Source organism: Enterococcus sp. UD-01, assembly GCF_044909655.1.
In the GTDB taxonomy this organism is placed as follows: domain Bacteria; phylum Bacillota; class Bacilli; order Lactobacillales; family Enterococcaceae; genus Enterococcus_L.
The window spans coordinates 61608-77685 of the sequence record NZ_JBIYEU010000017.1; the positions used below are offsets into that span (position 1 = coordinate 61608).

Sequence of the window (16078 nt, forward strand, 5' to 3'; positions counted from 1 at the left end):
AGATTTCCCCTAATTTTTACTTGCTGTTGCTTTAAGCAAATGAAGCCCTAGTCCAATATAAATGCAACCGGCGATTTTATTTGCATATTTTTTCATTCTTTCACTTTTGGTAAATAATCCTGAAAAAAAGGCGGCTCCGTAAACAATTCCCAAGCTCCAAAGTGTACTTGTGACGACAAAGCTAATGCCTAAGACAAAAAAGGCCAGTGCGGTATGCTGTGTGTCGGTTGCTACATATTGCGGCAATAAGGATAAGAAAAACAACGCCACCTTAGGATTTAACACATTGGTTAATAAGCCCTGTTGATAAACGCGCCAGTCATTACTGCCTTTTTCTTCGTTGATTTCCAGTAAAGCTTCTTTTGAAACAATCGCTTTCACACCTAAATAGACTAAGTAGCCCGCACCCAGCCATTTCACAATAGTAAAAGCTGCGGCTGAAGTCATTAAAATAGCCGATAAGCCTAACGCTGCCAGACAGGTATGCACCAAAATGCCTGAAGAAATGCCCAACACAGAAAAAATGCCTTGACGCTTACTTCCTAAAGTGGCTTTACTCAAAATATATACCGTATCTGATCCCGGTATTAAATTTAACAGAATTGCGGAAGCCAAAAAAGCGCCATAATTAACAATTCCCATCACTCACTTCCCCCTTTCTATTCTCCTTAACGACCATATTCAAAATGAAAGCTGCTGCTACTAAGAAAATCCCGATTAAATACACCATATGCAAGCCCGAATACAGCATGCCACGCAACGGTTCAAGAAGATTAGCTGGAATGGTATTAGCCGTGTGCGGATTCACCAGCTGATTCATTACATCCGGATCAACAGTCAAAGAGCTTTTAGCCAATTCCGCACTGGTTACAGAGTTAATAACAACGCCAAAAATTGACACCATCAATGTTTGACCAATTGTTTTAACCAAGGTATTAAACGACGTTGCCACCCCTAGCTTAGCCGGCTCTACACTACTTTGGGCCCGAACAGTCGTTGTAGTAATCGTAATCCCGAAGCCAATTCCTAAAACCGCTGAAATGGCAAAAAACCAGACAAATGATGCAGCCGCTGGTACCAATACAAGAAACGCACTGCCGATAAAAGTAATACCCAAGCCGATAGCCACGACCATTTTCGTAACCATCTTTTCCATTAAATGACTGGCTACAAACGAACCTACCATCCAGATAACGGACATCGGCGCTAAAACAAGACCACCAATCGCCGCGCTTTTTCCTAAAACACCCTGCATCCACATTGGAATATACACTTCGACTCCCATTAAAAAGCCACTGATTAAAGTAGCGACCAGATTGACAATAACAAACGTCGAGTTTTTAAATAAATTCAAGTCAATCACAGGATCCTGCGCTCTTTTTTCCACAAAAACGAACACGATAAAGAATACAACAGAGGCACCTAGACACAGCAGAACACTTAAATCAAAACCGACATCGCCGATCAGCTGAAAACCTAATAATAGCGTCAGTAAGACCAGCATTAATTGAATACTGCCTAAAACGTCCATGGGTGCGTTGGATTTTTCCCGTTTTGGCTCCACCAAAAAGTAAGCAATCAAGCCCATTAAAACTAGCCCAATCGGAACATTAATAAAGAAAATCCAATGCCAGCCTACTGTATCGACGATAAAACCGCCGACCAATGGACCAAAAATACTAGCAACTCCCCAAGCAGCACTATTAAGTCCAAGAATCTTTGCACGTTTATCAATAGAGTAAATATCTGCCAAAATAGTTAACGCAACCGGCATAATTGCTCCAGCGCCTACTCCTTGAATGGCTCTAGCGATGATTAATGTCAGCATATTTTGGGCCAAGCCACAAAGTGACGAGCCAATAATAAAAATAATAATTCCTGTTAAAAAAATCGGTTTACGACCGATTTTATCTGCTAATTTCCCATAAATTGGTGTTAACATGGCATTCGTTAATAGATAAATAGAAAATACCCAGTTCATAATTTCCATTCCATGCAACGAACCTACAATTGTCGGCATCGCAGTTGAAATAATGGTTCCTTCAATCGCTGTCATAAACGTTGCAACAAAAACACTAATCGTTACAAGCTTAACATTTGTTTTTCTTTCCATATATTCCCCATCCTTTACTTTATTTCTGCTTTGTATAAGCTGGACTGATCTGCTTTTTCATTTGTAAAAAGACTGGTAATTGACAACAAACAAGGGCGCAGGACAAAAGTAAAATCTCCTTTTGTCTACGCCCTAAAACCAGATCGGTGGGAACAGAAGCAACCTCCGTCTGTGTTACTTACCTAAGCTTTTTTTGAGTGCAGCGACTTTATCGGTCTGCTCCCAAGGTAATTCAATATCTGTACGTCCGAAATGTCCGTATGCAGCTGTCTGTTTGTAGATTGGACGGCGCAGATCAAGCATTTCGATAATGCCTGCCGGGCGTAAGTCAAAGTTGTTTCTGACCGCTTCGATTAGCTGGCTTTCAGGAACTTCACTTGTACCAAAGGTATTAATCGAAATGGATACCGGCTGTGCAACCCCAATCGCATAGGCTAATTGAACTTCCGCTTTTTCTGCTAAACCGGCTGCTACAATATTTTTGGCGATATAACGAGCGGCATAGCTGGCAGAACGGTCCACCTTTGTAGCATCCTTACCGGAAAATGCACCACCGCCATGACGAGCGTAACCGCCATACGTATCTACGATAATCTTACGGCCAGTTAAGCCGGCATCTCCCTGAGGTCCGCCAATCACAAAGCGGCCTGTTGGATTAATGAAATATTTTGTTTCTGAATCTAACAACTCTGCTGGAATGACTTCATCAATAACAAATGCTTTGACGTCTTTTTGGATTTGCTCCAGCGTCACATCTTCATCATGCTGCGTGCTGATAACCACTGTATCTACACGCTGTGGTTTGCCGTTTTCGTCGTATTCTACAGTTACTTGAGACTTAGCATCCGGGCGTAAATAAGTCAATTGACCTTCTTTACGCAACTGCGCTAAACGGCGAACTAATTTATGACTTAATGAAATCGGCAATGGCATTAATTCCGGCGTTTCGTTGACTGCAAAGCCAAACATTAAGCCTTGGTCCCCAGCACCAATGTCATCTTTTGTATCTTTATCCCCGCGCGTTTCCAAGGCATCGTCAACACCTTGAGCGATATCCGGCGACTGCTCGTCGATAGCAACAAGCACTGCTGCTGTATCTCCGTCAAAGCCGTATTTTGCTCGTGTATAGCCGATATCTTTCAGCGTTTGGCGCACGATTTTTTGGATATCCACATATGCTGTTGTGGAAATTTCGCCAAAGACTAAAACTAACCCTGTGGTAACACTTGTCTCACAAGCGACTCTGGCCTGTGGATCCTGTGTCAAAATCGCATCTAAAATCGCATCGCTAATTTGGTCAGCTACCTTGTCAGGATGTCCTTCGGAAACGGATTCTGATGTAAATAAATGTCTTTCTGTCATAATGATTCCCCCTAGTTATATTCGGTTACAAGGCATCTTTGCTGAAAATAAATTGTATTCACTTCAACAAATCCTTTCGGGAACTTGTAACATTTCTAGTATAACAGATATCCGTACAAAAGACTTACTTTTTTATTTTTTTCATAAATAAAACACCTTGTAAAAAAGCTTCAAGGTGTTCTTTCTTTAGCTAAACCAACGTACTTTATGAAACGGCAAAATCCTCATTTCCACTACACCGATAATTTCCTTTTCATCGACAAGTCCGTAATAGCGACTGTCCGTAGCATACGGGCGGTTATCTCCTAAAACCAAGTATTTTCCTTTTGGAATTGTCGGATGCCCCGTTAAACCTTTTATCGTAAAATCCTCTGTAAACAACATACCCTCTTTTTCAAACGGACGTTGATATTCTGTAATGAAGTGTTCTTCTTTTTCCTCTTCATTAATAAACAGCTGACTATTCTTGTAATAGACATTTTCTCCAGGCTTTCCGATCATTCGGCGAACCGTTGTTTCCTTTGTTCCTGGTATCCGCATATAGACAAGGTCAAAACGCTGAACAGCGGCTAATTTATTTATCAGTACAACTTCTCCATCAACTAATGTACTACTCATAGAATATCCTTCGACCTTGGCAAAGCTAAAAGTGAACAGCGAAAGAAGATACACGAGAACACCGGTTGCCAGAATCGTCAGACCTATTTCACCACAAAGTCTTCGAATCTTTCTTAACCGTTTTTTTCGTCTCTTTTGCTGCCTGTGCTTTCTAAGCGCTTCTTTCTTTTTAGCAGATAGCTTTTTGACTGGTCGCTTCGGATTGTCCGTTTGTTTTTTTCGATTCCTTTTATTATCGAGTTTTCTTTTCCTTTTTTTGTGCGTGGCTTTTTCCATAAAATCACCGAATTATCTGTTATTTTCCAACGCTTCTTCATTAATATTAAAGTAATCAACAACCAGTTTATGATTTTTTTTAACGGTAGCTAAATCAGTATTGAAATCATTGAATAATGCCTCATTTTTAAAGAAATCATTTGGTTGGGAAGACAGGTTAATTCCTAATTCCTTCATTGATTTGTAGTATTTGTTTAAAGCTTTTTGCCCTGCTTGGCTATTTCGAATCGTTGCTTTGTAAATGCCATAGCTTGACATTTGTCCTGCTAGATTCTTAATATTTTTTCCCGACTTCACTTCATTTTCAGTCGTTTGAGCTGTTTCTAATTCTTTTTCCAGATTGGTCATTAAATAATACCCTTGAACCACCGCTTTAGAATCCTTTTCACTCAAATGCATCGCTTGGTAATAAAGAGAATAGCCGGCGGTAAAGCCGGTCAATAGAAAAAGCAATGTTAGAACAATACCAATGTTCCGTTGCCTTTTCCCTTGCTTTATTAATTTTTTAATCGTACGTCTTTTCTGTTTTTGCTTTTTCTTTTTTACTTTTGTACGTTTTACTTTTTTTAATTTACGCTTTGTTTGCAGCATCAGATAAAAAGAGATGCCTGAAAAAACTAATCCCAGGCTGGCTAGAGACAAAGAAATAATAAAAAACCAGTCTAATATCGTCATTTCTTTCCCTCCTCGCGTACTTTCCTTTTAGTTTCTTTTAGGCTTTCTTTTTCTACTTGCTTTTCTTTTCGCTTCACGTTTTTTGCTGACACTTCTTATACTAAAGAAAATGATTAAAGCAATGACCACAACTCCGCCAACGATACCAGCAATTAACGGCCAGTTAAACGTCTGAACCTCTTCCAAACTAGCATCCTGTGCATTGAATTTGTCCGCTTCTTCATCAGTAATCTTAAACGTTTCATCCCATTCCCATTTTTTATCGTCCGCCGTTACTAAAATTTTCGCACGATAATTGCCGGGAACCATTCGATCCCCTTCCATACTTACGGGAAAATCAATCTGAGAATTAGGCGCCATTCGCATACCTGAGCGCTTTGTTTCATAAAGAACTTCGCTGCTGTCTTCTTTCATGATCTGTACCTGAGTCGTCATGTTCTCCAAATAAGCCGCTTCAACATTAGAAAAGTTTACAAAAAATGTATTTCTAAAATTATTTAAATCAGCAGTTACTTTGTTTAATTTTAAGTTTGGCTGAACCTTTGTTTCTGTTTCGAAAAGAAGCATACCGATGACATAAGCATATTTATTAACAACTCCGGTTTTCTTTGGTTGATCCTTATTTTCTTTTTCTACTTTTTGTAGCTGAATCCCTCCCGCAATCGATCCATCAAAAGTTGCTTCTGGCATAGTAATATCCAGGTTTAAATCTTGTTCGCCTTTTGCAGGAATTTTAACAATGTCAGGTGCAGAAACGATTTCTTCAAAATCGTATTTTAAAGATTTATCTTTCTTAATAGTTGAAGGTCCATATTCAATTACACCATTTGCATTGGTCTTCGCACCATTTAATTTTACCGACACTTCAATCTCTTCAGCCGCTAAATTTTTTAGCTTAATGGTAACCGTTTGTTTTTGGCCCGGCGCCATTTTCAAATCGAAATAGCCGGCACTTTTATCTCTTTGATTTTCCGGCTTGATTGATTCATATGTAAATCCAGTTGCGTTGCCGCTGGTTTCATCAGCGTATGTTGTCATTGGTATAAATGCTATGAGTACAGCTGTTACTGTTAATAGAAAAAGCCACTTTTTTTTCATTCATATCCCTCTCTTTAAAGAGGCTGAGACAAGAGAAAATCGCTTCTCTTGCTCTCGCCCTTTGTTTGAAGCTAATATTTCCTTTGATTAGATAACTTCTGCAATTGTCCAAGTAATTTCTGCTTGATATTCATCCGCAAGTAATAAATTGGTATTTGGTACAGTCAATTTAACAGAATCTGCTGATGTGTTCGTTGTTGTTCCATCGCCATATTGACCAAATTCAATTGTGTAAGTTCCGATACCTTTTTTAGCTTCTTCGTTGTTAACAACGACGACTGAAGCCCCTGCACCGGTTCCTTCAGCATTTGGTGCTAATTGGAAACCTGCTACAGTTGTTGCTGGCCATTGTGCTGCTGGATCCGCAGAAGAGATGACCGCATTTGAATAATCAATTTTAGCACCTTTTAAGAAAGTACCAGTGTTAGCTTTTGCTTGAAATTGTTTTGTTAATTGTGCACTTACTTTATATTTGTGATTAGCTGTACCACGTACGTCTGTAAATTGAACAAAGTTTCCGCGTGTTACTGAACCAGCAGAAGTAGTACCTGTAACTGCTGCCGCATAGTATTCAGGGTCTGCTGCAAAGGCTTTGATCGTATCTGTACCGAAGTTTAATTCAGTCACTGCATCGATACTAAAAGAACCGCGATCGGGATTGACAATGATTGGCGCTTCCGGATCAACTAATGGTTTAGAGGGATCTTCTGGATCAACGATGTCTTTAGGATCATTATCCTCTGTAAAGGTCAGTGTACCTTTTGTTGCTTGAGATTTTGCATCCGCGTGTGCTGTTGGTGCCGCTAAGTTAATTCCTACTACTGCTAATAGTGCGATTGAACATAATGTTTTTGCTTTCATGTGTGTGTTTCCTCCTAGAATATGTTTAAGTGTGTGTTTTATGGTAACTCGGCTAATATCCAAGTTAACTCTGTAGTGTAAGGTACTGGGTCAACAATCGTTGAACCAGGGATTGATAAGGTCACAGCTTTATTTAAATAGACTGGCTTTTGTTCAAAAACTGGATCAAGTACAGCTTGACCTTTATTATCCAGTCGTGGTTCCAGCGTATTTTTTTGGTTGCTGTTATTGTCTGATGAGGCGCCAAAAGAGATGATCCAAGTACCGCTGCCTTTGCCTGCTTCCGCTTGCGCCAAATTATAAGAAGCACCAACATTATCAATGTTGATAATTTCTTTTGACAATTGCGGCGCATTTTCAAGATTCCCGAGTGAATTTACCCAAGATTTATCAAGCGAGAGCATAGCTCCGTTAATTTCTTTATGCTTGGCTTCATTGTTTGTAAATTGTATTTCTTGACGAAGCTGTAGCGTCCAGCCAGTAGATTTTTGCCTGACATCCGTCACCTGAACAAAGTTTCCTCTGGGTTTCGTTGCCCCAAAGAAATTTTGCGCATTCGCATAATAAATTTCATCTTTGTCTGATATTTTATTTTGATAGAAGTCAAATTTTGGCACAAAGTCAATTCGCAAATCCCCTTTTAATTGCGGACTTTCACCTGGATCAACCACTATTTCGGGATTTTCCGGATCAAGAATTTCTTGAGGATACTCCCCTTCAAACGTTACAGTCCCTGAACCATCCATTGACTCTGTTTCTGCCGCCGCTTCCCTTGCCAAGAATATCGGCGAGCCTATGGTTACAAGCAATAATCCAAAGAACAAACAACCTTTTGTTCCATTACTCACTTGTCATCCCGCCCTTCTTGATTTTTCTTTTGTTTCCAGAAAAATAGCAAGCCGGCAATAATTACGAGAATTACTCCTGTATAGATCAGACTGGTTTTTACCATCTCACCAGTTGTCGGATAATTGCCCTTAGGCTTCGCAATTGGTTCATCTGATGTTTGCCTAGGTTCTGACGTGCTTGACGACTCTATTGTGGAACTATCTTCATAAAAACTGATAACGCCATTCGTCTGCACTTCTCCTCCGTTAGTACCCGCTGCTGCCGTCAACGGTCGTGCATTAGCCAACAGGAATACAAAAGTAAAGGAGAGTATTAAATTAATGATTGATTTTTTCATAAATGAACATTCTCCTCACTTTTACGGCGTATCTCCTAGTTCCCACAGAATTTCACCCTGATAGGTTCCCAGCGCCTGTACGTCTTGAGCTGAAGCTTCAAACTTGAACCCATCGCCGGTTTCAGACCAAGTATCACTAATATTATACGTTGTCTCAGTGGTCGTTGCGTTCGCCGCCTGACTCATAATATCCTGTGCTCCGCCGTTTAAAGTGATTTCCTGATTATTGTAAACATATTTCAGCGCATCAACTAAAGTATAGGCCGGAATATTAGGATCCGTACTGGTCATGGGTGTTGTTAATTTTGCTGTAAGTGTCCAACCGTTTTTATTGGCTCGGCTATCTTTGACCACTAAGTCCGCTCCACGATGTTCTGCAGCGTTAACCCGTGTTTTCTTGCCTTGATATTTCACACTGCCAAAATCAATTTCAGTCGGTGCAGAAGCTAGCTCCAATACACCAAATACGGTTCCACCTGGATTTTTAGCTTCCGAAGATATCGCATTATATGTTTCGTGCTCCGCATCAGGGTTATTTGGACCTGCAACAAACGTTTTTTCTCTTGGTGATTCACCAATCAGCTCGGCCTTATTGGTAATAATTGTTCCTACTGCTGACGAAGCAACCTTCGCTTTAAACGTAATGACGACCGAATCACCTGTAGCCAAATCGCCAACCTTCACATTTAGCAAACGAGTATCAGAATCATACGAATAGTCATCCGGAGACTTAGCAGCTGTTCCGTCAATTTTAATCTCGGCAGTTGTCGGATCAAAGTTTAGGCCTGTTGGAAGGGTATCTTTAATGACTGTATTTGCCAGTAAGGTATCATAATCAGCTGCTTTGTTGTTCTTAGCTGTTATTGTATAAGTCAACGTATCGCCAACCTGAGTTGTTGCTCCGCCTGAAGACACCACAGCTTTTTCAATCAACGGTTTATCTGGTAAAACATCTTCAACTGTATATTTTGTGGCCGCTTTAAAAAGTGCATCACGATAGTTCAGATCAGCAGCTGGATTAATATTTCCGTTAGCACTATTAGTGTCCGGTACAGCCGGAGATAACTCTTCAGTAATTTCAGCTGCATTATCTTCTAAAAAGATTTGAACGGTATCACCTTTTTCTAAATACTGCGGTAAGTTATAGGTCCAAGTACCATCAGCGTTCACTTTTCCTACTGTACTTTGACGAACACCGTTAATATCAATATAGATTTTGGCATTTGCTTCTGCATTTGCTCCGACGAGTTGCTTCGTTGCATTTGTTACTTTAGCTCCAACAACTTCGGCTGGTTCCGGCGGAGTGATATCCAAGACTGTCGTTTCTGGATCAACCTCAGAAGCCCATGGTCCTCTGACAGCGTGTGCTTTCATTTTTCCGCCTGTGCGATTAAATTTTGTATCCGTCATGATAGCGTATCCTTGAGCATTAGTTGCTACAGTATGGGTTTCTCCAAATGTATCTACAAAAGTTACATTAGCTTGTCCCGCACCTGCATAAACAGACTGCAAAACAACATTGCCATCCGCATCAAAGGTATCCGTTGGTGTCATCCCAATTTCAACTCTAGCCTGATAGCTTTTGTCCGCATCTGTTACAGGAACCCATTCTACTTTTGGATTCGTATTCATACCGGCAATTCGCCGATATTGAGTTGGTACAAAAGCAGCTAATCCCGATTCAGAGGTTGTTACGTTCGCTGTACCTCCGCCCGCTTTTACAGAGAAGTTTGCCACTTTAGCATAGGTTTGCTGAGAAGGTCCCATCAACTCTGAACGTAATGTCCATAAATCAATATCTGAATCATTAATAGTGAAAATATTAGTTGAGGAGTTCCCTGTGGAAACCGCTGGACTGTTGCTTGTAGAACCCGTATTCTTATTTCGAATATCGAATCCTTTCGGCGATTCCATCGTAAAGGTTCTATTCGACCCGCTTGACAGATCAACAATCGGATTCGTTGTTGAGCCTACGATATAAATACTTCCTCCAGCTTCCAGATTAAATGCCGTATTATTCGCAGAAAACTGCATAACTGATCCATTACCTCGACTCAACAAATTAACTGTCGCATTATTTTTCACAGTCATTGAAGCACCTGAATCATCAAAACGGACAGAATTTCCCTGCATATTTGAATTATAGGTGGAGCCTTCGCCAATTGTGATTGCGCGATAGTGTTCATATACAGCTGGATAAGCGGCACCTGTCGTTTCATTTTTTAATGAAACCAGCGCATCTTTTCCTACTGTAAATTCCATGCTTTTACTTGTCGAAGCCGCATTCGTAGAGTTTTCTACAAACCAAACAGCAGAATAATTGGCATATGTCACTGTGCCTCGCCACTGCGTTTTATCTTCAACGATTACACCACCAGCATAAAAATTTTCTTCTGTGGTAGTTAAATTCACATAGCCATATACTTGAATCATTGATTGATACGCACGAATAAAGCGTCCGACGCGTTTCCCATTTACAGGTTCCGTTGTAACATTTCCAGTTCTGAATGTCCATCCAACTACACTCGACGTAAAATTAGAACCATTAACAACAGCATATCTTCCTGCAGAAGATAAACCATTATTCAAGTTTTGTTGCGCGATCAAATCATGAATATGGAAGAAGCCGATACCGTCTGTTGGACTATTAATTTCAAAGCTGCGTGCATTTAAGTATAATGTATGCCCTGCACCATCAATTTCTATTGAGGTACGCCTGTTACTCATTGTCTGGTTAGAAGCATTCGAAATATCTTCATCTAAAATAATTTTTGTGACCGTAGCATCATTGTACGCTGTTCTAAGCTCATCCCAAGTACTCACGTGTTTCACGTTAACTTCTGGATCAAAACCAATCGCAGCATTTGCGGCTTGGTTTGCAGCTTCCATTTCCTGAGTAGTCGGTCCAGGCTCGCCAATATCTCCTGGATAAGTTCCCGTTAAATACTGCATTGGCTGAGCAAAAGTAGCCACACCACTTCCTGCTGACGACGTTTCTGAAAAACTTACTTTAGTAGAAGTTAACTTTTCATTGCTGCTATTGTATAAACGAATTTCGCCTTCAACATTATTAACAGCCGGTGCTACATGAAAAGTAATTTCAATCGGTGTATTGTCAGCCTTTGTTTTAATTATTTTTTCAGAGGGTAAGGTAGTTTCCTCTATTTCTACTGTTTCTGCATTTTCTGAAGAAACCCCAGCTAAAAGATCAGCCTTTGAGATTTCAGCAATTCCATCATATGACAATATGAATGTTTCATCCTTAGGTTCAGCAATTTTCAAGGTGGTTGCTATTTTCCCTGTTGCGTCCGCTTGACTTGTAACTATGGTATATTTTTCATCATCGGCTTTAATCGGTTCTCTCGTTTTTATTAAAAACAAACTAAGAAGACCCAGTATAAGCACAAACGATCCAAAAATATAAGACTTTTTTCCAATTTTCATTTTTTCAACTCCTTTTATTATATTTTTTTGTATATTAGCCTTAAAATATACAATTTCTCTATTTTTTCTTGCCAATCTCTTTATTTTTTGCTAAATTTACAATTAGAATGGAAATTAGCGTCAAAACTATGCGAGTTTATAAATGACGCTGATTTTTTTATTTAGCAATAATTGGTTAGAAAAAAAGAAAACCTAAATTGTGTGTAGTCACCGTCACGTTTCATTAAAAAAACGCCGCCATGACAGGTACTTCTTTTTATACTGTTAATTTGTATCCTTTAGAACGAATTGTTTTTATATATTTAGGATGTGCAGCATCTTCTTCAATTTTCTGTCTTAAATGAAAAATAAGATTGGAAACGCGATATTGCTTGTCTCCACCTTCACCGTTCCAGACATTTTTATAAATTTCTTCATAGGAAACTGCGACGCCAATTTTAGTTTGCAAAAATTCAATGGTTTTATATTCCAATTTTGTTAAGTTGATTTCTTCTCCATTTAATACCACACTGAAGTTACAAGGGCGTAGCTTAAGTACTGAATTTTCAGTAAATTTATCGGCTTTAGTTTCTAGTAAAAGATTTTTCCGATGGTAACGATTCAGGTTATTAAGAATGGTCAATTTACATACTTCAGGATTACCCTCAGCCTCAAAGATTCCGTCTGCACCTAATTGTAGATACACGATATGATTCATGCTATGGGTACGATTAGATATTACCCAGGTGAATACGTCTGAGTCTTTCTTCAATAGAATAATCAATTCACAAAGAGCACCAATATTTTGAATCTCACATTCATCAATAATCACTGCCTCATATCCGTGCATATTTCCAGAGAGATCGTTCTTATTGATGGTTTCTATATGCAGCAGTTCACTTTTTAGCGCGTCTATGGATTTGGTTCCATGGGTTTCATTCAACGAAATAAAGCCAATATTATACATATAACCGTCTCCTCATTTCCACTATTCAACTTTGTTCCTTACTTGTTCTTTCTTGTTTTTATCTATTGCGTTTCCAAAAAAATATTTTATTAATATAATATAGATATATAGTTAAAACTAAAATAAGTTTAATCTATTTTTAAGATCAAGTCTATACAATTCCAATACTTTATTTATCACTTTTTTGAACAAAAAGATAAAATATTGAGAATTATGTGAGAAATATCTCTTTTTTTTACTTATGAAATCAGCTCTCAAAAAGATTATCTCTCAAAAATTTACAAATTATCGCTCTACAGAGCTATTCTGCTCATGTTATAATAGTAGCGGTGAGGAAACTAATGAAAAGAACAAAAAAAATAAATATATTAGCAAAAAATTTCACAGATGAAAAAAAATTTATGAGAGACGGCTATTATCGTTTAAGAACAATTGACGAAACAACCATTGAACTCGCGTTTCTAATGGTCGGTTCCTGCGGTGAAACATTGGTTCATCCACAAATTACCGTTTCACTTAATCACCACCAAGAAAAAGCGATCGGAATCAAACTGATTGATCTTCAATCTACGCCCCCTCGTTTCTTAACTCGCAATGCTGCAAATGAAGCGGAAATAGATGCCGCATTAGACGAATTAATTGAGAAATTTTGGAATAGAATGAAAGAAAAAGAGTGAGAACAAGGTTTATTTTCCTTGTATCTCACTCTCCAAATTTAATTAATTTCTTTTAAGAAGCTCAAGTATTTAAGTATTTTTCCAAGCGTCATCGTTTGAATTATGAATGATAGCTTACTAAAAATTGTTCCACTACATTTTATGGACACTATGTGCACTTTCAATTCCACCACAGGCTTCTTTACATGCTTGATTGATCAAGCTAAATGAGTATTCGGCACTGTTAATACCGCGTTTGTACTTAATTTCATCAATCACTTCGCAGTTTTCATTCATGGCATCCAACCAAAAATAAATTCCTTCTTTATAAGAATCCAAACCTGCTAAAAGAATTTTAGTCGCTTCTTGCTCACCATGCGAGCTTAAGTGCTTTCTAAATGTTTCTTCTTCTAAAAAGAAACGATTGACGTTATTTCTGCAAAGTGCATACATATCTTTTCCTCTGCGATTAATGGTTTGACTACAGCTGTTCTCCTGTATTTCCTTAGAAATGGCATTAAAAATCTCATTGTATACTTCTACTCGCTGCATTACTGATAAAATCATATCTGTATAGCTAAACATAATGCTCTCTCTCCTCCCATTACTAAGCAGCTAAAACCGCTGACTTAAATCTATTATAGTCTGCTCCAAACTTTTATATCAAGCAATATGCTGTTGAAAAGCCTGTTTTTTTGTCATTTTTTTCATTCGATTGTTTATTTTTTTTGAACTTTTATCGAAAAATCACTCTGTTTTCATTGGAAACAACGATATATATATCGAAATTATCATCATTTTGTAATGAATGTCAATTTTATAGTTGTGTATTTTTTAATTCATGCCATTCAATTATTTGAATAATATTTCATCTCATTTTCAACCTAGAACAGGACTGAAAATGAGCTCCCAATGAGGAAGTCTTATTAGAAAAACATACTAAAGGACAAAAAAAGAGCACGTGAACGTTTTACGTATCACTGCCCTTTCTCAAATGTAAGATGGGATACGGGCGCCCCGCATCATCGGTTTCACTTCGACCAATTTCCACGAAGCCCACTGCTTGATAGAATGCTCGGGCAGCCGTATTCTGTTCATTAACATCTACATACTGACAATCATCCTCTTGTATCAAAGTATGAATAATCTGTTTGCCATAGCCCTTACCAATAAAAGCAGGATCTAAAAAAAGCATTTCTATTTTTTTGTCTAATACCCCAGAGAACCCCAACAGCTGGTTTTGCTCCTGCCACAGCTGAACATCCATTTGTTCAAAATAGCTTGGAAGCTCGGACTCAATTTGATTAAAATCTGCTTCTTTCAAAAAATTGTGGGTTTGTCGGACTGATTTTCGCCAAACAGCAGTGAGCAGTGGATAATCTTCCGGTTTAGCTGATCTTCTCTTCATTTATTTTTTTCCTCCTCTATAATTCTTTGGCGCCAGCGGACAGCTTTGGCGTCAATTTCCTTGATAAAGCGATCCTTGCCTGCCACATATTTTTCAATATCTAACGGAAATTGTCGTGCCAAATGAAGCTTTAGCTCACTATATGCTGCCGCTTGTTCCGAATGGCTATTTAAATAATCACGAAAGGCCAAATGTCGCTCAATTTCAGGATTCCCTTTAGCAAAAACATGAACATGATGGCTTCGCTGCTCTCCTCCTTTGGCAAAAAAACGTCGACCGACAATACCGTTTTCACCAAAAGCGCTATACCCAAGTTCGCTCATACCTTCATTATACTGTGTAATTTGCTCAATATTGGTCACTACCAGCATAATATCGATGATTGGCTTAGCACTTATTTGCTGAATAGCGGTACTGCCAATATGATGAACGGCTATCAGCTCCTGCCCGAAGAGTTCCTGCAGCAGCTGCTTTTCTTGGTCAAATTGCTCCCACCATTTTTTTGAATGCGCAATTACTTCAACTTTTCTAGTCATCTGACAACTCCTTTGGCTGAATTTTGTTCATTTGCTCCTGCAGCTCTCCCAGTAGTTCAATCTGCATATTTTGAATTTGGACTAAATGCTGCCATTGACTGTTAATCAAGTAATCCATTTTTTCATGCAATAGATTAACTTCGATTTCTGATTTTAAATTTACCTGATAGTCATTCGCCGCCTGCTGCCGATCGCGTTCTTCCTGACGATTTTGACTCATCATAATAATCGGTGCTTGGATAGCTGCCAGACAGGAAAGCGCCAGGTTCAATAAAATAAACGGATAGGGATCAAAAGGCTTGAAAAAAATCATGACAGAATTTAGGATGATCCAGATGACCAGTATAGTTATAAAGATAAAAATGAACGGCCAGCTGCCGCCAAACTTAGCAATACCATCTGCTGTTTTTTGACCAAGTGTAGCCTTTTTATGCACCGGCGTCGTTAATTTATCTGTCAATGTCTCATTTCTTTTAATACTTTGTACGATCGTTTCATTCAGCTTCTGCATGCGCTTAGAATCAGTCGTCATCATTTCTTTAATGTAGTCCAATCGATAATTCAAAAGCTCTGGAAAGGAAATTTTAGTTTCTGCAGTGACATCGGGCTGCTTTTTAAGTATGTAGTTTCTGATTTCATCTTCTACATTTTTTAACATGATCGTATTCAAATGCTGGGTATTTTTTTCGGACATATTCCTCACTCCTCTATTATACATAAATCTATCATACAATGTTTCACTTTTTTCAGACATTGATTTGACCTTACTGCACAAAAAACATACTAAGATTAGAGGAGAAACTTTGTAGTGACCCCAAAAAGTTAGACTTTTTTCGGAGTAGAGAAATCTACTCCGTTTTTTTATTTGTTGTTAAGCTGTTTTACTTTCGGTTATTCGA

General features: G+C 38.6%; 16 protein-coding genes and 1 riboswitch. Of the genes, 1 reads left to right on the forward strand and 15 read right to left on the reverse strand.

The window, feature by feature from the left end:
• Window positions 1-9: 9 nt before the first annotated feature.
• The 11 genes from ABH902_RS13065 to ABH902_RS13115 all read right to left on the reverse strand — a co-directional run bounded on the left by ABH902_RS13065 (window position 10) and on the right by ABH902_RS13115 (window position 12579).
• Window positions 10-642, reverse strand: a complete 633-nt coding sequence (locus ABH902_RS13065; RefSeq protein ID WP_404591403.1) for a LysE family translocator — start codon at window positions 640-642, stop codon at window positions 10-12.
• The gene (locus tag ABH902_RS13070; RefSeq protein WP_404591405.1) at window positions 629-2113 is read right to left on the reverse strand and encodes a DHA2 family efflux MFS transporter permease subunit; all 1485 of its coding nucleotides are present in this window, start codon (window positions 2111-2113) and stop codon (window positions 629-631) included. Before ABH902_RS13070 ends, ABH902_RS13065 begins: the two co-directional genes overlap by 14 nt.
• A 174-nt stretch (window positions 2114-2287) precedes the next feature.
• On the reverse strand, window positions 2288-3475 hold the full coding sequence (metK, locus tag ABH902_RS13075) for a methionine adenosyltransferase (protein WP_404591407.1): 1188 nt from the start codon (window positions 3473-3475) through the stop codon (window positions 2288-2290).
• Window positions 3473-3570: riboswitch (SMK box riboswitch) on the reverse strand. (Overlaps the previous gene by 3 nt.)
• Window positions 3571-3661: 91 nt before the next feature.
• A complete protein-coding gene (lepB, locus tag ABH902_RS13080; protein WP_404591431.1) occupies window positions 3662-4201 on the reverse strand; it encodes a signal peptidase I in 540 nt (179 codons plus the stop codon).
• Between the two features lie 180 nt (window positions 4202-4381).
• The gene (locus ABH902_RS13085) at window positions 4382-5044 is read right to left on the reverse strand and encodes a hypothetical protein (RefSeq protein ID WP_404591408.1); all 663 of its coding nucleotides are present in this window, start codon (window positions 5042-5044) and stop codon (window positions 4382-4384) included.
• 27 nt (window positions 5045-5071) lie between these two features.
• On the reverse strand, window positions 5072-6142 hold the full coding sequence (locus ABH902_RS13090) for a DUF916 and DUF3324 domain-containing protein (RefSeq protein WP_404591410.1): 1071 nt from the start codon (window positions 6140-6142) through the stop codon (window positions 5072-5074).
• Window positions 6143-6229: 87 nt separating this feature from the next.
• Window positions 6230-7003 (reverse strand): WxL domain-containing protein, encoded by a 774-nt coding sequence (locus ABH902_RS13095; RefSeq protein ID WP_404591412.1) that lies wholly within the window; start codon window positions 7001-7003, stop codon window positions 6230-6232.
• 38 nt (window positions 7004-7041) lie between these two features.
• Window positions 7042-7827, reverse strand: a complete 786-nt coding sequence (locus ABH902_RS13100; protein ID WP_404591433.1) for a WxL domain-containing protein — start codon at window positions 7825-7827, stop codon at window positions 7042-7044.
• A gap of 20 nt (window positions 7828-7847) precedes the next feature.
• Window positions 7848-8189: an LPXTG cell wall anchor domain-containing protein gene (locus tag ABH902_RS13105; protein WP_404591414.1), complete on the reverse strand. Its 342-nt coding sequence runs from the start codon at window positions 8187-8189 to the stop codon at window positions 7848-7850.
• A 21-nt stretch (window positions 8190-8210) separates the two neighbouring features.
• The gene (locus ABH902_RS13110; RefSeq protein ID WP_404591416.1) at window positions 8211-11633 is read right to left on the reverse strand and encodes a pectate lyase-like adhesive domain-containing protein; all 3423 of its coding nucleotides are present in this window, start codon (window positions 11631-11633) and stop codon (window positions 8211-8213) included.
• 256 nt (window positions 11634-11889) lie between these two features.
• Window positions 11890-12579 (reverse strand): winged helix-turn-helix domain-containing protein, encoded by a 690-nt coding sequence (locus ABH902_RS13115; RefSeq protein WP_404591417.1) that lies wholly within the window; start codon window positions 12577-12579, stop codon window positions 11890-11892.
• Window positions 12580-12920: 341 nt separating this feature from the next.
• On the opposite strand from ABH902_RS13115, the gene ABH902_RS13120 reads away from it, so the two are divergent.
• Window positions 12921-13256 carry a hypothetical protein gene (locus ABH902_RS13120; RefSeq protein ID WP_404591419.1) on the forward strand — a complete coding sequence of 112 codons (336 nt, stop codon included), beginning with the start codon at window positions 12921-12923 and terminating at the stop codon, window positions 13254-13256.
• Between the two features lie 132 nt (window positions 13257-13388).
• Here the strand turns inward: ABH902_RS13120 and ABH902_RS13125 are convergent, their stop codons facing one another.
• From ABH902_RS13125 to ABH902_RS13140, 4 genes are all read right to left on the reverse strand, one after another.
• Window positions 13389-13820, reverse strand: coding sequence for a hypothetical protein (locus ABH902_RS13125; RefSeq protein ID WP_404591421.1), 432 nt, complete (start codon window positions 13818-13820; stop codon window positions 13389-13391).
• A 385-nt stretch (window positions 13821-14205) separates the two neighbouring features.
• Entirely contained in the window at window positions 14206-14643 is a 438-nt protein-coding gene (locus ABH902_RS13130; RefSeq protein WP_404591423.1) for a GNAT family N-acetyltransferase, read from the reverse strand.
• On the reverse strand, window positions 14640-15179 hold the full coding sequence (locus ABH902_RS13135) for a GrpB family protein (protein WP_404591425.1): 540 nt from the start codon (window positions 15177-15179) through the stop codon (window positions 14640-14642). Before ABH902_RS13135 ends, ABH902_RS13130 begins: the two co-directional genes overlap by 4 nt.
• Complete coding sequence (locus ABH902_RS13140; protein ID WP_404591427.1) at window positions 15172-15873, reverse strand: DUF1003 domain-containing protein; 702 nt, start codon at window positions 15871-15873, stop codon at window positions 15172-15174. The genes ABH902_RS13135 and ABH902_RS13140 overlap by 8 nt, the downstream gene beginning before the upstream one ends.
• Window positions 15874-16078 lie beyond the last annotated feature (205 nt).